This is a genomic window from Bradyrhizobium sp. STM 3843, assembly GCF_000239815.1.
GTDB lineage: Bacteria > Pseudomonadota > Alphaproteobacteria > Rhizobiales > Xanthobacteraceae > Bradyrhizobium.
Genome location: NZ_CAFK01000293.1, coordinates 16,777 through 35,608, shown reverse-complemented (window position 1 = coordinate 35,608; position 18,832 = coordinate 16,777). Strand labels below are relative to the sequence as shown.

The 18,832-nt window shown below is 61.9% G+C and carries 15 protein-coding genes; 8 read left to right on the top strand and 7 right to left on the bottom strand.

What is annotated here, in order from left to right:
- Nucleotides 1–7: 7 nt before the first annotated feature.
- Nucleotides 8–2,497, bottom strand: a complete 2,490-nt coding sequence (locus BRAS3843_RS29680; RefSeq protein WP_008972851.1) for an alpha/beta hydrolase — start codon at nucleotides 2,495–2,497, stop codon at nucleotides 8–10.
- A 137-nt stretch (nucleotides 2,498–2,634) separates the two neighbouring features.
- Here BRAS3843_RS29680 and BRAS3843_RS29675 point away from each other — a divergent pair, with 137 nt between their 5' ends.
- The 5 genes from BRAS3843_RS29675 (at nucleotide 2,635) to BRAS3843_RS29655 (ending at nucleotide 6,125) form a co-directional block, all read left to right on the top strand.
- The gene (locus BRAS3843_RS29675; RefSeq protein WP_035983239.1) at nucleotides 2,635–3,561 is read left to right on the top strand and encodes an alpha/beta hydrolase; all 927 of its coding nucleotides are present in this window, start codon (nucleotides 2,635–2,637) and stop codon (nucleotides 3,559–3,561) included.
- Complete coding sequence (locus BRAS3843_RS29670; RefSeq protein WP_008972849.1) at nucleotides 3,558–4,160, top strand: hypothetical protein; 603 nt, start codon at nucleotides 3,558–3,560, stop codon at nucleotides 4,158–4,160. The genes BRAS3843_RS29675 and BRAS3843_RS29670 overlap by 4 nt, the downstream gene beginning before the upstream one ends.
- Nucleotides 4,161–4,281: 121 nt before the next feature.
- A complete protein-coding gene (locus tag BRAS3843_RS29665) occupies nucleotides 4,282–4,929 on the top strand; it encodes a 3-oxoacid CoA-transferase subunit A (RefSeq protein ID WP_035983219.1) in 648 nt (215 codons plus the stop codon).
- A gap of 4 nt (nucleotides 4,930–4,933) precedes the next feature.
- A complete protein-coding gene (locus BRAS3843_RS29660; RefSeq protein ID WP_008972847.1) occupies nucleotides 4,934–5,584 on the top strand; it encodes a 3-oxoacid CoA-transferase subunit B in 651 nt (216 codons plus the stop codon).
- An 82-nt stretch (nucleotides 5,585–5,666) separates the two neighbouring features.
- Complete coding sequence (locus BRAS3843_RS29655) at nucleotides 5,667–6,125, top strand: MaoC family dehydratase (RefSeq protein ID WP_008972846.1); 459 nt, start codon at nucleotides 5,667–5,669, stop codon at nucleotides 6,123–6,125.
- Between the two features lie 2 nt (nucleotides 6,126–6,127).
- On the opposite strand, the gene fabI is transcribed toward BRAS3843_RS29655, so the two are convergent.
- From fabI to BRAS3843_RS29630, 5 genes are all read right to left on the bottom strand, one after another.
- Nucleotides 6,128–6,919, bottom strand: a complete 792-nt coding sequence (gene fabI / locus BRAS3843_RS29650; protein ID WP_008972845.1) for an enoyl-ACP reductase FabI — start codon at nucleotides 6,917–6,919, stop codon at nucleotides 6,128–6,130.
- Nucleotides 6,916–8,127: an acetate/propionate family kinase gene (locus tag BRAS3843_RS29645; RefSeq protein ID WP_008972844.1), complete on the bottom strand. Its 1,212-nt coding sequence runs from the start codon at nucleotides 8,125–8,127 to the stop codon at nucleotides 6,916–6,918. The genes fabI and BRAS3843_RS29645 overlap by 4 nt, the downstream gene beginning before the upstream one ends.
- A gap of 12 nt (nucleotides 8,128–8,139) precedes the next feature.
- Nucleotides 8,140–9,108 carry a phosphate acetyltransferase gene (locus BRAS3843_RS29640; RefSeq protein WP_008972843.1) on the bottom strand — a complete coding sequence of 323 codons (969 nt, stop codon included), beginning with the start codon at nucleotides 9,106–9,108 and terminating at the stop codon, nucleotides 8,140–8,142.
- Nucleotides 9,109–9,120: 12 nt separating this feature from the next.
- Nucleotides 9,121–11,316: a DUF3141 domain-containing protein gene (locus BRAS3843_RS29635; RefSeq protein WP_008972842.1), complete on the bottom strand. Its 2,196-nt coding sequence runs from the start codon at nucleotides 11,314–11,316 to the stop codon at nucleotides 9,121–9,123.
- Between the two features lie 141 nt (nucleotides 11,317–11,457).
- Nucleotides 11,458–12,525: an AI-2E family transporter gene (locus BRAS3843_RS29630; RefSeq protein WP_244425497.1), complete on the bottom strand. Its 1,068-nt coding sequence runs from the start codon at nucleotides 12,523–12,525 to the stop codon at nucleotides 11,458–11,460.
- Between the two features lie 177 nt (nucleotides 12,526–12,702).
- On the opposite strand from BRAS3843_RS29630, the gene BRAS3843_RS29625 reads away from it, so the two are divergent.
- Together BRAS3843_RS29625 and BRAS3843_RS29620 are read left to right on the top strand one after the other, a co-directional pair.
- Nucleotides 12,703–13,224 (top strand): GNAT family N-acetyltransferase, encoded by a 522-nt coding sequence (locus BRAS3843_RS29625; protein ID WP_008972840.1) that lies wholly within the window; start codon nucleotides 12,703–12,705, stop codon nucleotides 13,222–13,224.
- Nucleotides 13,225–13,688: 464 nt separating this feature from the next.
- Nucleotides 13,689–14,609: a catalase family protein gene (locus BRAS3843_RS29620; RefSeq protein ID WP_244425496.1), complete on the top strand. Its 921-nt coding sequence runs from the start codon at nucleotides 13,689–13,691 to the stop codon at nucleotides 14,607–14,609.
- Here the strand turns inward: BRAS3843_RS29620 and BRAS3843_RS29615 are convergent.
- Complete coding sequence (locus BRAS3843_RS29615) at nucleotides 14,598–17,681, bottom strand: AAA family ATPase (protein WP_008972837.1); 3,084 nt, start codon at nucleotides 17,679–17,681, stop codon at nucleotides 14,598–14,600. The two genes, BRAS3843_RS29620 and BRAS3843_RS29615, sit on opposite strands and share 12 nt — an antisense overlap.
- A 485-nt stretch (nucleotides 17,682–18,166) precedes the next feature.
- On the opposite strand from BRAS3843_RS29615, the gene BRAS3843_RS41730 reads away from it, so the two are divergent.
- The gene (locus BRAS3843_RS41730; RefSeq protein WP_008972836.1) at nucleotides 18,167–18,340 is read left to right on the top strand and encodes a hypothetical protein; all 174 of its coding nucleotides are present in this window, start codon (nucleotides 18,167–18,169) and stop codon (nucleotides 18,338–18,340) included.
- Nucleotides 18,341–18,832: the final 492 nt, after the last annotated feature.

Below are 18,832 nucleotides of genomic sequence, written 5' to 3'. Positions count from 1 at the left end.
GACCCACCTATTTGTTGAGGCCTGCCGTCGGCGACGGCCCCGGAGGGGTTGGCGCAACAGCTATCCCCACCGTGGTTGCTCCATTAATGAGCCGGTCCACAGCAACCGGCGAGGGCTCGACCCTGCCGAGCGTGATGAAGTCGACGACATCAGCCGCAAACTCCACCGGATTGTCGGTGTGGATGAAGTGTCCGGTATCGGGATAGATCTTCAGCACCGGCCGATTGCCGACCTCGCTCATCCGCATCATGAAGGGATTGATGATGTCGCGGCCGAGATCCTTGAGCCCGTTGAGCGAGGTCCCCGGAATGAATGGCTCCTTGTCACCGAAGGCCAGAAAGATCGGGGCCTTGATCTGTGTCAGCCGCTCATAGAGGTTCTTGGGATCGTCCTTCTGCAGCTCCGCAACCATCGCATAGATGTCGAAGATGAAGACATTCGCCCACTGCTCGAGCTCCTTGGGATTGCCCTTGATCAGCCCGATGCGCTGATCGGTGTGGAAGCGAGCATATTCGCTGTCGTTCATGAAATAGCCGCTCTGGCTCCGTGATACGGCGCCGGTCACGGGATCGCGCTTCTTGAAATAGAAGAAGTCGCGCACACCCTGCTCGGTCCGCCCGATCTCCGACGCCAGCACGCCGGTCTGATCCCACGCCGCCTTCCACTTGGTGAAATCGCGCGCGAACGACGGGTCGAACAGCGCGGCAGTCTTGCCGGGAGCGACGACAACGTCGCGCGGGTACTCTTCGAGCCCCGCTGGCGCCTCGAGGATGAGGTCCTGCACCGCGTCCGGCCAGGTTAGGGCATAACCCATCACGAGCTGGCCGCCGAGCGAATGGCCGAGATACGCCGCACGCTTGACGCCGAGTTGATTGACGACAAGCTCGTGCACGACGTCACGCATGTCCTGCATCGTGCGGGCCGGACTCTTGTCGAGGTTGCCAGGTCCGGACATGCCGTAGTGCGGCAGATCCGGCGCGATCACGCGGAAGCCGCTGCGCAACGCATATTGCATGACGTTGCCGTAATGACCGGCGAACGCACCTTTGCCGTGAATGATCACCAGGACCTGCGGGTCCGGCTTGTCGCCGGCATACTCGTCCATATAGCCGATCTGCCAGGTCGTGCCGGTGCTGTCCTTCACATCCGCATATTTGACCGGATAGGGATAGGTCACGTAGTCCTTCCAGAACGACTTCTTCGGGTCGATATTGGACGCTACGCCGGGCACGCGATAATTCTTGTCGACGTATTTCTGCGCCTTATCGAGTCTGTCGACGTCCTGCATGAACGAGACGAACTTCGGGTCGTTCTTGCGATGGTTGACGATCGAGAACACGCCGTAATGCGCCACAGGACTTTCTTCGGCGATCAGATCGGCGCCCGGAATTCGCTCAACAGCACGCTCGGCCAGCTTGAAGTTCAGCCAATTGTCGTTCGTGATGTGCATGACGAGCGTGCGGGAGCTGATCCGCCACAGATCGTCATTGATGTTGTGCCCTTCGCCGACCTTGTTTCGCCACACCAGATCGACCGCATCGTAGAGTTTCGCACGGTTAGTGACGCTGCTGCCGGCTTTCTCGTTCGGCGGATCCCAATAGAACACTTCGGGCTGAACAGACGCGAAGTTCTGCGATGACCGGAAGGCGAAGTCATAACCGGTTAATCCAAGCACGGACCAGCCGAATGCCACGCCGGCGGCGGGATGCTTCTCCTTCGGGAGATTGTAATAATCGCCCTTGGTCGCCTGCCAGACCGGATCGGACTCGATCGCAGCGGTCATCAGCTGGAAGGTCCAGTTGCCGACCGGATCCTCCGCGTCAGACTGCGTGGTGCCGCCGATCGGCATCAGCGCGCTGACGAACTCCGGATGCATGACGCCCCACACATAGGTTTGCGTGCCCCCCATGGAGACACCGAGTGCCAGCGCAGCGTGTGAGACCTTGAGGTGGTCGCGCAGCATCCGATAGTTGGCCTGCACCATATCGAAGTAGCTGTACTGCGGGAATTTGATGCCGAGACCGTCGGAGGGTTTGCTATCACCCCACGTGCCGATCGGATCCACGAACACGACATAGTAGCGGTCGGTATCGATCGGACGCCCCGGGCCGATGACGGGATCGGTCCCCGAGAGCGCCGTGCCCTTGAACCACTGTTCGTACATATCCGTGGAATCACCGGAATAGTACGAGTTCACGATGACGGCGTTGGTGATTTCGCCAGCATCGTTGCGGCGCGGCGTACCGACAGCGATGTAGGCCGTCCGCAGCTTTCCGGCACCAAGGGACTCCAGCGTCTTGCCGCCTTCGCCGCCGAACTCCCAGCTCGCGGGGTTGGCAAGATCATAGCGGCCGCCCAGTTTGAAGTTGGGTATCTCGTAATATTTCTTCAGGGCATCGTGTTGCTGTTGCGAGGACCGTCGGGTGAACGGCGGATCTGCCAGTGCCGATGATATCGTCAGCAGCAGTACGACCAGGCTCGCGAAGCAACGTGTCATGGCGTCTCTCCCAGCAACGAAACTGTCACTTGCGCCAAAAGCTAGGAAGCGTCGTCAGCCGACCATTGATCTATCTCAAAGGTCCGGACGCGCACGAGTGGAGCTTGGCTGGGCGGCTACATCAGCGGGCTGACCTCGTGCCATTTCTGGACTATGGCTCCTATCGGATACGCTATGCGTTGGCCGGCCCGGCCGATGCGCCCGCCTATGTGTTCGTGAACGGCCTGACGCAATATGCCGAGCTGTGGGACAGCTATGGCGGCGCTCTGGTCGCGAAGGGCTTTCGCGTTGCAACCTTCGACCTGCTGGGCCAAGGCATTTCCGACAAGCCGGGTCTGTTCATTGGCCAGGATGATCAGGTCGCGGTTCTGCGGCTGCTGATCGAGGAGCTCGGCCGCGGGCCCGTTTTCCTGTGCGGCATCAGTTTCGGCGGGCTCATTGCATTGCGATATGCCATCGCTCATAGCGACAGGCTGGCCGGACTCGTGCCGATGAGCTGCTTCGCGGAGCTCTCGCCGCAACTGCTCCTTCTCGGCAATGCGTTGCGCACCGGCTTGATCCTCGGCGGCACGAGCTACCTGCAGGATCTGCTGCTGCCGATGAATCTGTCCGATGCGTGGCTGGGACCGCAGCTGACCAATCTCGACAAGATCAAGCGGCAAGGCTGGCTCACCAACGATGTTTATGCGCTGCAGAATCTGATGGAGTCATTCCTCGACTTCAAACCGCTGACGCCGCAGCTCTCCTCGATTACCGTCCCCACCATGATCCTGAACGGCGAATTCGACTTCCTCACGCCACGCGCTTTGCATGAAACGCTGCGCATCGAGATCCCCAACAGCGGACTGATCATCATTCCGCGCGCCTATCACGCGTTTACGCTGGAGAAGCCACAATTGACGGTCGACCTGCTCTCCAGATTTGCCGAGCAGGTGCTCGCCGAGCAATGGATCGGCAACCGGTCGATCTGGATCGCACCCGATGACGCCGGCGGTCCGCTCGAGCCATTCCCCGATGGATATGACCATCTTCGAGCGATCCCTGTGCGCGGGGCGGCGACATGAGCTGCTTCCTGGGGCCGCTGGATATATCGGGCCGCCTGCCTCCGAAGCAGCAGACCCGCATCGGGGCGTTTCTGATCTCTGCGCACGGCGCTCTGATGCGGCAGCTGACGCTGGCCTTGGGGATGCCGTCGGAGCGAAGCTGGCTCGCCGAACTGAATGCACAGCTCTTTCGCGAAACGGAAATCGTGTCGCTGATGCTTCAAGCGACACGCTGGGTACCGGACCTCGAGCTGCTGGCTCTGTGCCCGTCCTGGGAAGCCGCTTGGCTCATCACTCCTGTCCCGAACATTCCGGATCAAACCCAAGGCTGGATCATCGACCTTGCTGCCCTGGGCCATGCGATCCACGGCGCCGTCCGGCCGGCTGCGGTGCTTCCTGATGGCACGCCGCGCGACGACGCTTTTGCAGAGGCGCTCCGGAGAACCGAGTTCGAAAGCGGACGGCTGATCCAGGCGCAAATCCTGTTCCTGAAAAGCCCCGAGTTCGTCTCCATGCGGGACGCGGTCGGGGCCGCTGTCGACAGGCGGCATGCGCAGGTCCGCAGGCTCTGGCGGGAGGTGCTCGCAAGCATCGGAGTGGCCAGCGAAGCATCGGCCTGAGCAGACAGCCTTGCTCGCCGGATGCGAGATAGGGACCATTGATACAGATCAAAGGAAACGCCCGCCTTCGGCTGCCACTCTACCGGACATAGCAACGGCAAGTTTTGATCGGAGCCGACGCATGAAACCCATCTCTTTAGAAGAAGCCGTCGCCCTGATCCCGAACGGCGCATCTGTGATGGTCGGAGGTTTCATGGGCGTCGGTACGCCGGAGCGCCTGCTCGACGAGCTGGTCCGGCAACACAAGACGGAGTTGACCCTGATCTGCAACGACGGCGCCGTGCCCGGTCGCGGGGTCGGAAAACTGTTCGACGCCGCCCTCGTCTCGACGCTGACGGCCAGCCACATCGGCCTCAATCCGAAGGTTCAACAGCAGATGATGGCCAAGCAGGTGTCGGTCGACCTCGTCCCCCAGGGGACGCTGGTCGAGCGGATCCGCGCCGGCGGCTGCGGGCTCGGCGGCGTGCTGACCCCGACCGGCGTCGGCACCATGGTCGAAGAAGGCAAGCAACAGATCAAGCTCAACGGCAAGACCTACCTGCTCGAGACCGCGCTTCGATCCGACTTCGCGCTGATCCATGCCTTCCTGGCGGACTATCTTGGTAACCTTACCTATGCGCTGACCGCGCGCAATTTCAATCCCGTGATGGCGATGGCGGCCGACACCGTGATCGTCACCGCCGAGCACGTGGTGCCGGTCGGCGTGATCGCTCCGGATCACGTCGCAACACCCGCGCCCCTGGTCGATTACCTCGTAGCGAACGGATAAGATCATGGACCCACAAACGCTGATCGCTCGCCGTGTCGCGCTCGAACTTCGTTCGGGATATCTGGTCAATCTCGGCATCGGCATTCCGACCCTTGTTGCCAACTACGTTCCGGCCGGACTGAACGTGTTCTTTCAATCCGAGAACGGTTTGATCGGCACAGGGCCCATTCCGGAACAGGGCATGGCCCATCCGCTCTTGACCGACGCCGGAGGCCGCCCGATCAGCGCGCTTCCGGGAGCATCGACGTTCGACAGCGCAATGTCCTTCGGCTTGATCCGCGGCGGACATGTCGACATGACGGTGCTGGGTGGGCTGCAGGTCGACGCTGACGGTCATCTCGCCAACTGGATGATCCCAGGCAAGATGGTGCCAGGCATGGGCGGCGCCATGGATCTTGTCGCCGGCGCCAAGCGGGTCATCGTTGCCATGCAGCACGCCGCGAAAGGCAAGTCGAAGATCGTCCGGAAGTGCAACCTACCACTGACCTCGTCTCGACCGGTCGATCTCGTCGTCACCGATCTCGCCGTCATCGGCTTCCCCGGCGGGCGGATCACGCTGCTCGAGACCGCGCCGGGTGTCCGCGTGGCGGAAGTGCTGGCCGTCACCGAGGCAGACCTGATGATCCCGACCGAAGTCCCGGAAATGAAAATCTAGAGCATGATCCGGAAAAGTGCGAAGCGGATTTCCGAAAGGATCATGCGCAATCAAAAACCGAGGCAAACACGAGCGACGTGTCATGAAAATATTCAATGGATTCGATGACATAAAAGCGGCTGTCGGCAAGGAAATCGGCGCAAGCGAATGGGTGGAGATCACCCAGGATCGCATCAATCGCTTCGCCGAGGCGACATGCGACGAGCAATGGATCCATGTCGACCAGGAGCGAGCCAAGCGTGAATTGCCGGGCGGCCGGACCATCGCCCACGGGCTGTTGTCGCTCAGCCTGGCGCCAATGTTCATCCGCTCGGTGATGGGGCTGAAGGGCCTGCGCAACACCCTGAATTATGGCGCCGACCGCATCCGCTATCTTTCGCCTGTTCCGGCGGGATCGCGGATCAGAGGCCGCATCACTATCGCAGAGGCCGAGGATGTCCCCCCTGAGGGATTGCGGGTCAACTATCACATGGTGATCGAGATCGAGGGCGGGCAGCGCCCGGCCTGCGTGGCCGAGCTGATCGCCCTGCACTATCGCTGACGTCAGTCGATGATGTGATAGCCGCCGTCAATATACATCACATCCCCGGTGATGAGTTTCGCACCGTCGAGCGCGAGAAATGCCGTTGCAGCCCCGACATCGTCGATGCTGACCAGGCTCCGCGTCGGCGCCTTGCTCTGCGCCTTATCGAGGAGTTCATCGAATTCCGGAATGCCTGAGGCCGCGCGCGTCGCGAGCGGTCCGGGCGAAATGGCATGAACCCGAATGCCCTTTGGACCCACCTCTGCTGCGACATAGCGCACCGCGGCCTCCAAGGCGGCCTTTGCGACGCCCATGATGTTGTAGTTCTCCACCACCATCTGGCTGCCGTAATAGGTCATGGTGAACATCGTGCCGCCATTCTTCATCAGCGGCTCCGCCAGATGCGCCATCCGCAGGAACGACCAGCAGGACACGTCCATGGTCTTGAGAAAGCCGTCGCGGCCGACGTCGATCACCCGCCCGTGCAGCGCTTCCTTGGGCGAAAAGGCAATCGAATGCAGCAGGAAATCGAGCTGCCCCCATTCGATTTGAATCCGCTCGAACACGCCTTCGAGCTGTCCCGCCACATTCACGTCAAGCGGCATGAAGATTGGCGCTTCAAGGACCTTGGCCAGCGGCTCGACATATTGCTTCGCCCGCTCATTGAGATAGGTAACAGCCAGTTCGGCCCCCAGCGCGCGGAAGGCCTTGGCACAGCCCCAGGCGATCGACTGATCGTTCGCAATGCCGACGATCAGGCCCTTCTTGCCCTTCAAGGCCACCTTCGTATCAGGATACACCGGAATGGTCATGATGCTCTCTCGCTATTTGCATGTGAGCGCGCAGTCCAAAGCAACGACACGGTATGCTCGGCGATCATTCGCTCTTCATCGGTCGGAATCACGTAGACAGGAATCCGGCTGTCAGGGCGTGATATTTTGAGAGCGGCCCTTGCGTTCTCGGTTTCATCGAGGCTGACCCCGAGCCATTTCAGCCTGTCGCCTATGCGGGTGCGGATCGCGTCGGAGTTCTCGCCGATACCCGCGGTAAACACGAAAGCATCGAGCCCTTCCAGCGCGGCGGCCAGCAAGCCGGCAAAAAGCCCGATCCGATAGACGAAATATTCAACTGAAAACGCTGCGTGGGGATCATGGCTGGCGAGGAGCTCGCGCATATCATTGCTGGCCCCGGAAAGTCCCTTCAGCCCGCAATCGCGATAAAGGAACGTCTGGACCTCGTCGGGCGACATCCCTTTCGCCATGATGAGGTACAGCACCACGCCCGGGTCGAGCTGGCCCGGCCGCGTGCCCATGGCAAGTCCGTCAAGGGCCGTGAAGCCCATCGTGCTCTCGATGCTGCGACCGGCGCGTAGGGCGCACATCGAGGCGCCGCTGCCGAGATGCGCGACGATGACGCGACCGTCCGCAACGTCAGGTGCGAGCCGCGGCAGTGCTCTCGCGATATACTCATAGGACAGCCCGTGAAAGCCGTAGCGCCTGACGCCCTCCTCATAGAGGCGATAAGGAATCGCATAGCTATCCGCGACCGCGTCATGTCGGCGATGGAAGGCGGTATCGAAGCAGGCAACCTGCGGAAGCGCAGGGTAATTGGCGAGCAGCGATTTGATCGGCGCGAGATTGTGACGCTGGTGCAGCGGGGCCAGCGGTTCATAACGTTCGAGGCGCGTCACAACACCATGGTCGACGGCGACCGGCTTGGCATAGTCCGGACCGCCATGGACCACACGATGCCCGACGGCCAGCGGCGTGATGCGAAGCTCCTCCCGCAACCAGGAACTCGCGACCGCGAGCGCCGCGGGAACGTCCATGATGGCTTCGACCGGATAGGCTCGGTCCGCGAGCGTCTCACCGCTGGCCCTGGTGGCGCGCAGGCGCGGCCGGCTGCCGATTCCATCCACCTGCCCTTTCAGAACGCGCTCAAGACGCGCATTCGCATCCACCGCGAAGATCTGAAACTTAACGCTGGAAGACCCGGCGTTGACGACGAGGATCGTGTCCATGACATCCCTCCGTCATGCGGCGGCCACGGGATGGAGTCGTCGCCGCGCATCGGCATGCAAAACAGCGATCGCACAGGATGCCATGCGGGCTCGAACGCTATCGGCCCGGGACGTCAGAACGATCGGCACGCGCGCGCCAAGCACAATGCCGGCCGCGTCCGCCTTGGCAAGGAATGTGAGATTCTTCGCCAGCATATTGCCGGCTTCGAGGTCCGGAACGACGAGGATCTGAGCGCGTCCGGCGACCGCCGATTTGATTCCCTTGATCTCTGCCGCCTGCGGGTCGATTGCGTTGTCGAAGGCCAGCGGGCCGTCGAGCAAGCCGCCCCTGATCTGGCCGCGATCCGCCATCTTGCACAGCGCGGCCGCCTCGATGGTCGATGGGATCTTTGTCGTGACTGTCTCGACAGCCGAGAGCAGCGCCACGCGGGGATGCGAGCCGAGTCCGATTTCGACAAAGAGGTCGATGGCATTCTGAACAATGTCACGCTTGGCATCGAGGTCGGGAAAGATATTGATTGCGGCATCGGTGATGAACAGCGTCTCCGCGTAGGTCGGCACATCCATCACGAAAACATGGCTGATCCGCCGATTGGTGCGCAAGCCGCCGGCGCCTGCGGTGACGCATTTCATCAATTCGTCGGTGTGCAGGCTGCCCTTCATCAGCAGTTCGCCCTTGGCGGCGTGGATCATCTCGACCGCTTTTGCCGCCGCCGCCTCGCTATGCGGAGCGTCCACGATCTCGAATTTCGTGATGTTCAGCTTATGACTTTCCGCTGTGGCTTTGATCTTGCCCGCCGGCCCAACGAGGATCGGCTTGATGATGCCGAGCTCGGCGGCTTCGCAGACTCCGGTCAAGGAGGTTTCGTCGCAGGGGTGTACGACGATGGTCACCGCCGAAGGCACGTGCTTGGCGGCCGTGATCAACCGATCATATTTCGGACGGGGCCGCCCCTCGCCTGTGTCACCCTGTAAACTCATGGTGGCTCTCCTCTAAGATGCTTTCGCTCGCGTATTATCCTGTCCTACCACGCCGAACAGGTCCGCCACGCGCCGCAAACGATTGGCCGTCTCGCCCGACGGCTCGCCCGCGGCGGAGAGCACGTCCTGGATCACCGCGAAAGCCGCCCGCCGTGCCTCGTGATCCTGTGGCAGCAGCTTGGGAATAGCGGCGACGCTCGCCTCCTCGTCGAGCAGCAGCATGAAGAACTGCTCGCGCACCATCGCCTTGAACTCGGCCAGCGTAAGCTGCGATTCGACGTCGCTCGACCTTGCTCGCCGCAAAGCCTCGATGCTTCGTTCGTCCACCATGCCGCGCGTCATGCCGATGTAAAGCAGCGCGCGAATGAAAGCCTCGCGCAGCGCTCCGGTTCCGATTCGCGCCTTGAGCTCTTCGATCCGGGCGTTGAGGCGCCGGCGATGCTCGTCCGACATCTCTCGCCGAGGCGACGGGTTCGATTGCGGATCGATACCGACGGCAGACTGGAGCGTGGGCGAGCCATAGATCGAGAGAAATATCTTCTCGCTCAATTGCTCGGATGCGTCCCGCCACCAGTCCAGCGCGTGCACGATGTTTTGCGAGACTGCTTCCTGTATCGCGAGAAACGGATTATCGGTTGCAGCCGGCTTGCGGTCTTTCCGGACAGTGTTCGCCGCGGCCTCGATCGTCTTGGCGACCGGGCCGTCACCCGAGCATGCCTCATATTGCACGCGGAGCGGATGGGTGCGACGGGTCCAGTCGCCCAGTGCCGGCGTCGCAAAGGCCCTGACCCAGGGCTGTACAAAATTTCGATAGGCGGTCAGATTGATCTCCGATACCCGCGCCGCCGTCGCGAAGCGACGCTCATCGTCGATGTCGTTGCCGCCCATCGCCCGCAAGTCATCCAGCGTGCGCTGCTCGCAACGCATGATCCAGGCGCCCGACGCCAGGTCCGGGTTGGTCGCATCGGCAGACCTTGCTGTGAACGTCGCTTCGTACAGTCCCGGCGGTAGCACGTCGATCAGATCGATATTGCTGGAGAATTCGCTATATTGCTTCTTGGCGATACCTGCCGAGACGAAGATGCCGAGATGCCCGACGGTTTCGTGCACAGTGTACACGATGGTTTGCCCGTAAGCCCTGATCTCGTTGACATCATTGTAAAGGTCGAGAATCCAGCCGAGCGCCTGTTGCGGCGGGGTGATGTTGTCGCCTTTCGAGCAGAACACGACGATCGGTGAGCGTATGTTGCGGAGATCGACGGTCGCGCCGTCCGACATCTTGATGCGGCCGGCCGCGAGGTTATTGCCGACGAAGAGCTCATCGACGATGAACTGGATCTCTTCGGCGTTGAGATTGACATGCCCGCCCCACCACCGCTCGAATTCCAAGTAGCGGGGCGCTTCGGTATCGACCTTCGAATAGACGTTGTATTGCTTGGTCCACAGCGTATTCGACGGATTCATGTTCTCGAAATTTTGCACCAGCCAAGCACCGTCGAATTTCCCACCGCCCAGATCGCTGGTCAGCGCGGTCAGCCAGCTTCCGCCGAGCAGGCCGCCGGTGTAACGCATCGGGTTCTTGCCGCGGACACCTGCCCAATAGGATAGCGGCGCGCCGGCGATGATGATCGGACCGAACAGTTCCGGCCGCAGCGATGCCAAAATCATCACGGCCCAGCCTGCCTGGCAGTTGCCGATCACGCAGGGTTTGCCATCGGCGTCGAGATGCAATGCGATGACCTTCTCGAGAAAGACAGCCTCGGCCCTAGCGACATCTTCGATGGTCTGTCCAGGCACCGGATCGGGCAGAAACCCGATGAAATAGCAGGGATGGCCGGCCTGCATGGCAACGCCGATCTCGCTGTCGGCCTTGAAACCGCCAATCCCCGGGCCGTGCCCGGCGCGCGGATCGACCACCACAAACGGACGGCGCTTCAGATTGATCTCAACGCCCTTTGGCGGCGTGATGCGTACCAGCCCGTAATTGACGGGCTTTGGCAGGGTCCGTCCGTCGACGATCAATTCGACCTGATAGTTGAGAACGTGCGGCGCGTTTTCCGACATGTGTTCCCGGTACTGATTGCCGCGCTGGCGCATGACATCGAGGAACAGGATGCTGCGCTGGCCGGCATCGACCAGGTATTCGATCGTGGATGCAAAAAGCGCTGGCGCGCTCTTGCCCGAGATGGTCGGCTTGTCGGTGGACATGCTTCAGACCTCTTCTTGCCGGTATGCTCCCACTCAGCTTCGCGTGGCGGCGAAAGGGACCATTGACATAGGTCAAGGGTGGCAGCGGGCTCCGCCGGGTCACCAAAGTGTCTTTCTGACGCACCATGCCGATATGATCGCTCATGCCTCCGCGGACACCCGCGCGGCACGCGCAACCCGCTCTTGCCGCTCGTCGTCGCGGATCCATGCCATCATGATCTGCCAGCCCACTGCCAGGATGATCGGCCCGATAAACAACCCAACCAGGCCATGGGCGATCGTCCCGCCGAGCAGCCCGATGAAAATGACCGGCATCGGAGTTGTCAGGCCCCGCCCCATCAAGAGCGGCTTCAGGACGTTGTCCGCCAGTCCGACGACCACGAGATAGACCGTGATCAGCAGCGCGATCGCAAATTCCTTGGTCATCCAGATCCAGACCAGGCACGGAAGCAGCACGATTGCGGCGCCAAGCTGCAGGATGGATAGAATCATCACCGCAAATGCCAGCAGGCCGGCGCTGGCCATCCCGATGAACTTCAGGCCGATTCCAATCAAAATCGCCTGAAGCAGCGCGATACCGATCACGCCTTGCGACACGCTGCGAATTGTTGCGCCGGCAAGCGCGAGGAGATCCTCGCTTCGCTGCGGCAGAATGCGCGCCATAATGCGCCGACTGGTCTCGACCAGACCTGGTCCCGACGGAAACAGAAAACCTGCGAGAATGATTGCGGCGAGGAATTTGAGCGCCCCGAAGCCGACGCTGCCCAACATCGCGACGACAGAACGAAGCAGAGATTTGATGTGCGGCAACAGCGGCTGAGCCAGCGCTTCGATATTGCTCGACGCCGTGCTCCAGACGTCGAACAGCCTTTCACCAATCAGCGGCCAATCGCGGATCCTCGCAGGCGGTGACGGAACCTGAAAGCCTCCCGCGCTGAGCTGTTCAGTCAGGTATTTTGCCCCATCGGCAAGTCCAAACCCGATCCAGGTGACCGGCCCGATCATCACGGCAAGGCTGATCGCGGTCACAATGGCTGCGGCGAGCTTCGGACGCTTGCCGAGACGGTCGGCCAACCAGCTGTAGAGCGGATAGAGCGCGACGGCCAGAACCACCGACCAGGCCAGGATTGGGATGAATGGTCGCACCAGGATGAAGCACCAGGCCACCAACAGCACCAGCAAGCCGAGGCGGACGGCGAATTGGAGCATCTCCTCGCCAGACCAGCTTTGACGAAACACGCGCAGCGGCATTTTGCCCGTCCATTCCTCGGCAAGCAAATGTCCCGCTTGGCGCGGGAGCCGACGGGCCAGGACCTAGTGATGCGCCCACGGACAACGGTTGATCTATATCAAGCGATCCGACCGGGCTCGGCGATTGCTACACGCATGGGAGATGCCGCTACCTACTCTGCTTCCGAGCGCTTGCGCGAGGGCAGCACGATCCACATCCGTGCCCTGCGCCCGGCTGACCGCGACGACATGCTCGAAGCGATCGGCCGGACCAGCGCGCAGTCGCTGCGACGCCGCTTTTTTATCCCCAAGCGCGGCTTCTCGGACACGGAAATCGCATTCTTCATGAACATCGACTTCGATAACCACGTCGCGCTCGTCGCCGAATCGGATGAGAACGGACAGCCCGTCATCGTCGGCGGAGGCCGCTACATCGTGAGCGAGCCTGGACGGGCCGAGCTGGCGTTCGTGGTGGTGGACGCCTATCACGGCAAGGGCATCGCCAGCGCGTTGCTGCGCCACCTCGTTTCGATTGCGCGCAAAGCCGGACTGCAGGCATTGACGGCAGAGGTGCTGCCTGAGAACGCGCCGATGTTGAGGGTATTCGAGCGGCTTGGGTTCAAGCCCCGCTCCGCCGGCGACCCCAGTGTCAGACATCTGGAGCTGAAGCTGTCTTGACCATCGGGCCCGAGGATATGACCTGCGTGAGCCTCGAAACGCCTCACCGCACCGGTGTCGCGCCGTGCGGCGGACGGGCGCTTGCCGGAGCTTAAGCAAACGCTCAGCCGAACTTAACAGTGCTCTAAGGATTTCCGGCCGGGCCTCGCCCAGAATGCCGAGCGTGGTACTCGGAAACGGGCCCGCTCCAGCCGACCAACTTGCTCACCAAACGTGCGCGATCTAGGATTTGACCCCGCCGCTCGACCGTTACAGCCTGCGCCACGATCTGGGTAAGCCAACCGGAGATGTACGCCATGTCAGGCGATCGGTATCTTCGCTACGATCCCTCGATTGAACGGCCGCAGCCGGACGAGGCTGCTATCATCGAAACCATCGTTGCCTCGATCGGACGGACCAGCGTCGCCTCCTTCAACACCTACCACCACGGGATCCGGCAACAACATGCCAAGGGCGCGGGCTATTTGCGCGGCGAGCTGACGGTCCGAGATGGTCTGCCGGATCATTTGCGCCAGGGCCTGTTCGCAACAGCGTCCCGCTATCCGATCATCGTCCGCCTCTCCACCGCCCTGGGCGCAATCAAGAGCGATCGCATTTGCGCGCCCCGGGGCATGGCGATCAAGGTGCTCGGCGTGTCAGGCCCGAAAGCGCTGGTCGACGACAATTCGGCCAATCAGGATTTTCTGCTCGTCAATCACCCGAGCTATGTTTCGGATGCCAAGGCTTACTTGAGTTTACAGCGTGACGTCGAGCGCAGCTTGAACACGCCCGATGTCGTGCTGAGAGGACTTGGAATTGGGGCTCGTGTCGGAGTTCCACTGGCGGAGAAGATCGGCATTCCCGTCCCCCTGGTCCTGAAGGGGCTCAGCGATCACGGCGATCATCCTCTTGGGGAAACCTTTCATACCGAAGGAGCGCTCCGCTTTGGAGCCCACGTCGCAAGACTTCGCGCGGTACCTGCTTCCGAAGCGGTACACAGGTTGACCGGTCAGCCTTGCAACGACGGCGACGACATCGTGCTGGAGTCGGTCGCCAGATTCTTCAGAGAGAATTCGGCCGACTACGACATCCAGGTCCAGCTCTGCACCGATCTGCAACATACACCGATCGAGGACTCGTCGATCGACTGGCCCGAAGACGTCTCGCCGCCGCAAACCGTCGGCAGAATCACGATCCCGTCGCAGATTGCAGACAGTCCCGCCCGGCGCAGCTATGCAGATGACTGTCTGTCATTCGATCCCTGGCGATGCCTTGCGGACCACCAGCCGCTAGGCTCCATCATGCGCCTGCGCCGGGACGCCTATCGCATGTCACGAACCCTCCGCCATCAGCAGAACAAGACGCCAATGATCGAGCCTCGCGACATCTCGGAGTTACCGAACTGAGTTCACTGAAGCACTCCCGACGAGATCTGCCGGCCGGCTGCGCACGTCTACGCGTAGGAGCGGAGCGGACCGCAGCGGATCTTCAGGAGGCAGCGAGTTGGCCAGCAAGCTGATCTCACGTCGCGCGCGCTGGCGCCACTTGGCAGCCCGCCCTATCTCGCCGAGGCTCTCGTAGAACGCGGCGGCCGAGCCGTAGACGCGCCCGGCCGCATGCGGCAACCTGGCGCGACGGAGGACTGAAACTGCTTCGCGCAGATGCCGCCGGGCCGATGGCGTATCGCCCTGGCGCATCGCAAGCCTTGCCATGACCTCGTAAGACAGCGCCAAAAACGGCAGATCGGGCGCCGCCGTCACGAATTCATGGAATCGCAACGCGGCGCTATGCGCCTGCTCCATATCTTCCGTCGCGATGAAGTAGTTGCATCGGTTCAGCAGATATGGCGGGAACACGGACGTCTCCATCGGCACGCCGTCGACCTCGAGCCGCTGCTCCACGGCCGCAAGATGCTGGCGCGCCAGCGGCAGGTTGCCGAGCGCAATATACGCCCTCGCCAGCAGGTTTCGACCGATATAGAAGCTGGTCGGGTTGGATTCGATCGCCGCGTTCAGCGTCTCCTCAGCCATCCGGACCGCACGATCAAATTCCTGGGCTTCGGCATAGAGCCAGCCGAGCGTCAGCTTGCATATCGCCGTCGCCTGCGGATTCGCGTTGCGCATCGATATCTCGAGCGCCGAATTCACGACGTCTTGCGTGCCGCCCCATTCTCCGGAATAGAGCAGCGCAAATGCCTCGGCCATCGTGAAGATCACGAAGATGTAGACGTCCCCGATCAGGCGGATGACGGCCTTGCCGCGCCGGGCGGCTGCGCAGCAGGCTGGATAATTCGCGCTCGCTATTTCGAGAACCACCTCGATCGAGCAGCGCCGCAGCCGCATGCTGAGGTCCTCGGAGTCACCGATCAGCTCGGCAGCCTGGCGGGCGAACGCCGCGTCCTCCGCCGTCCATCCCTTCAACATGATGCGAAGATTGGCGGCGTTGCCCCGCACCAAGGCCCGAAATGCGGGATCATCGATCGCAAGGCTCTTTGAGAGCGCCTGCTCGGCCAGCGGCACCGATTGTCGTGGATCGAGATAGAGCACGAAGCGGGAGAGGTCCACCATGGCGTTGACCTCTTCGCGCAGCAAGCCGTTGCCGGCTGCATGGGCAATGATGGAGCGCAAATCCTCGATCGAGCGGACAAAGTTTCCGCCCGCGCGCCAGGCCCAGGCTCGCAGCAGCAGGAGCTTCAGACGCGTTTTAACCTGCATGTCGTCGGACAGATGCGATACGAGCTCCAGCGCCCGGCTCAGATAGTTGGCCGCCTCGGGCGGACTGAACCGACGCGAGGAACTTTCCGCAGCCATGGTCAGATAGCGCAGCGCCTTGGCGAAATCCCGCCCAAGCTCGAAATGATGCGCCAGCACCGAAGCGACCTCCGTCGCTTGCGACCCATAGCCTTCTTCCAGGCTCGCCCCGAGGCCGGCATGGGTCTTGACGCGGCGCGCCGGCGCAAGGCGCTGATAGAGGATCTCCTGGTACAGCGCATGCTGAAAGGCGTAGCGGCCTGACACCTCTCCGTTCGGCCATTCGGTGATGCCAGCAGCAACGATGACCCGGCCTGCCCGCGCGAGGTCCTCGTACAACGCCTCGACATCCAGGACATCAAGCGCAAGCGCATGAGCGACATGGACCGCCGAGAATTCCGCGCCGGCGGCACTTGCGACTTCAAGCAGGCTACGCTCCTCGGCCGTGAGATGATCGATCTGCCGCGCGATCATGCCCTGCAGGTCCCGCGGCATGCTATCGTGTGATGCAGCAGCATCGCGCTGGAGCCGCCACTGGCCGCTATCCTCAACCAGCGTTCCCTGCGCCACGAGGTGATCCAGGAGGGACGTCACGAATAACGGTTGCCCACCAGTACGCCCGAACACCCGTTCGGCCAGCTCGCCCGCGAGCTCGCGGGATCTGAACCGCAAGGCGAGATAGCGCTCGACCTCGGCCGAGCTGAGGCGATCGAGCGCGAGTTCGGTGCATTGCCCGTGGATCTGCAGATCCTGATGCAAGGTTCGGATCGGGTGGCCGCCGGCCATGACGTCCGCCGGCCGGTAGGTGGCAAGTACAAGGATCGCGGCCTTTCGCTCGCGTCGCGCCAGACGCGACAGCACGTCCACCGTAGCGAAGTCGCTCCAATGCAGGTCTTCCAGAACGAGAACCCATGGCCGCCTGGCGGCGAGACTTTCCATGAGCTCGCTGAATTCGCGCAACATGCGCTCGCGCGTGGCGCCAAACACCTCCTGCTGGAAAGCACTCCGCTCTCCCTCACCGAGGAGATTAGGCATCTGCACGAGCCATGTCGCCGCGTGGTCGCGGATCGCCTTCAGCAGGGATACGCCGTCGGGCCCGCGGCATTGCTCATTGAGCGCCTCGATCAGCGGCAGAAATGCCTCATGTGTCCCGAACAACTCGTTGCACGCGCAATGGAGGACTCCTACCCCGTCGCGCTTCACGCGATCCAGGGCCATTTGCACCAGCGTCGTCTTGCCGATGCCCGCCTCGCCCGTGATGAAGACGACCTGCCGTTGCCCACTGCCTACGTGGTGCAAGATGCTGTCCAGCATCTGCAACGGCACCGCGCGCCCGACCCGCCAGTGGCGACGCGGATCAACCGCGTCGTCGGATGCCTGAGCTTCCGCCTCACGCTGAACGAGCGCGGACGATGGTGACGGGACGACCGACGCAATGAAACGATAGCCGCGCCGGGTGACTGTCTCGATGTAGCTCGGCGATTGCCTGTCGTCGCCAAGCGCAGCACGCAGCGCGTTCATCGCCACCGTGAGGCTGGCATCGCTGACGTGGAGATCAGCCCAGACCGTGTCGAGCAGTTCGTCCTTGGTGACGAGTTCACCGGGCCGCGCGACCAGGCGGCAAAGCAACGCGAACGGCTTTGGTGCCAGCGAGATGCGCTCCTCGCCCCGCCACAGCAGCGCGTTGGCGCGATCAAGCCGGAACTGGCCAAAGGCAAGCTCGTCCATTCTCACGGCCGGCCCTCCGGATGCGCATTGATCTTAAGGGATAGCTCGGAAAAATGTAAAGCGGCCGAAGAGCACGCCGGGGTAACGGCAGACCTCTTCGCACACCCCTTCATCATGAAGTTCGCCACGATCCGCATTTGCACGCGCACGCCTGCGCTAATCTACAGCGAGGTCGCTCACAACACTGTGGCCTGGTTCACAAGTCCGCGTCGCCGACCTCTGTTCCAGCTTGCCGACTGCATTCCCGACCCCTGCTTCTGAACCTGCAAGTCGCACGTACAACCGCAGCAGCGGCGCGATCCGGTCCTGTGCCACGGTCCGCTGTAAGAAAACCATCAGCGAAATGTAAGGGCATCGTAAGGACTTTCGATCTCCGCACGCACTACATTGCGCAAAGCTATTTCCGAACAGCCGACGGCAGGATTCGCAGATGCGCCATGCTCGGATCACGAGCACTTTGATATCGAATTTATTGGGAGTTCATCATGACAATTTCAGAACGTATAACTAATCAGCCATCTCTGACCCACAGCTACGAGCGCTGGATCATCTGCGGTTACGTGATGTTCAGCGTCGTCATGATCGCCACGATCTATCTCACCTCGCCAGCGCCGGATGCGGCTGATACGAGCGTCGCCATCACGATGACGCTGCCATGACCAGAGATCAATTTCGGCTCGTGGCGTGGTGTGCCGGATCATCGGTTCTCATCGCAATCTGCGTCTGGAGCCTGCTCGGCCCGCCGCGGCGGGACCGCACCCTGACATCGTGGCATTTCCGAGCGCGGACCGCCGGCCTCCCTTGAGGGCGCGACTTCACGCGCGAGTTACTTTTTGAAATATGGAGCCTTTCAATGTTCTTTTTTCGTTGATCAGCTGGTGTTATTGGCGCTCTGGTGGTGCTGGCTGCCGACGCAGCAGCGGCGGATCTACCGCTCCATGACGTTGGCGGGTTTCCGATTGCGCTACACCAAATTGCGGTGCTGGGCCCGACAAACACGGAACCGAACATTTCGGCTGTGACGGTGGCCGACCCACCCGCTTGGCCAGGTCGCGGTTCCTATGCCTCGACCGAGGCTTCCTCGGCTGCAAGGCCTCTGGCGCCGCGGTGATCGCCGCCCCTCACCCGAGAACATTCTCAAAGCATAGCAG

What these genes read in the sequence shown, in the direction of transcription:
- BRAS3843_RS29680 (WP_008972851.1), bottom strand. Translation starts at nt 2,497, where the DNA reads ATGACACGTTGCTTCGCGAGCCTGGTCGTACTGCTGCTGACGATATCA.
- BRAS3843_RS29670 (WP_008972849.1), top strand. Translation starts at nt 3,558, where the DNA reads ATGAGCTGCTTCCTGGGGCCGCTGGATATATCGGGCCGCCTGCCTCCG.
- BRAS3843_RS29665 (WP_035983219.1), top strand. Translation starts at nt 4,282, where the DNA reads ATGAAACCCATCTCTTTAGAAGAAGCCGTCGCCCTGATCCCGAACGGC.
- BRAS3843_RS29660 (WP_008972847.1), top strand. Translation starts at nt 4,934, where the DNA reads ATGGACCCACAAACGCTGATCGCTCGCCGTGTCGCGCTCGAACTTCGT.
- BRAS3843_RS29655 (WP_008972846.1), top strand. Translation starts at nt 5,667, where the DNA reads ATGAAAATATTCAATGGATTCGATGACATAAAAGCGGCTGTCGGCAAG.
- fabI (WP_008972845.1), bottom strand. Translation starts at nt 6,919, where the DNA reads ATGACCATTCCGGTGTATCCTGATACGAAGGTGGCCTTGAAGGGCAAG.
- BRAS3843_RS29645 (WP_008972844.1), bottom strand. Translation starts at nt 8,127, where the DNA reads ATGGACACGATCCTCGTCGTCAACGCCGGGTCTTCCAGCGTTAAGTTT.
- BRAS3843_RS29640 (WP_008972843.1), bottom strand. Translation starts at nt 9,108, where the DNA reads ATGAGTTTACAGGGTGACACAGGCGAGGGGCGGCCCCGTCCGAAATAT.
- BRAS3843_RS29635 (WP_008972842.1), bottom strand. Translation starts at nt 11,316, where the DNA reads ATGTCCACCGACAAGCCGACCATCTCGGGCAAGAGCGCGCCAGCGCTT.
- BRAS3843_RS29630 (WP_244425497.1), bottom strand. Translation starts at nt 12,525, where the DNA reads ATGCTCCAATTCGCCGTCCGCCTCGGCTTGCTGGTGCTGTTGGTGGCC.
- BRAS3843_RS29625 (WP_008972840.1), top strand. Translation starts at nt 12,703, where the DNA reads ATGGGAGATGCCGCTACCTACTCTGCTTCCGAGCGCTTGCGCGAGGGC.
- BRAS3843_RS29615 (WP_008972837.1), bottom strand. Translation starts at nt 17,681, where the DNA reads ATGGACGAGCTTGCCTTTGGCCAGTTCCGGCTTGATCGCGCCAACGCG.
- BRAS3843_RS41730 (WP_008972836.1), top strand. Translation starts at nt 18,167, where the DNA reads ATGACAATTTCAGAACGTATAACTAATCAGCCATCTCTGACCCACAGC.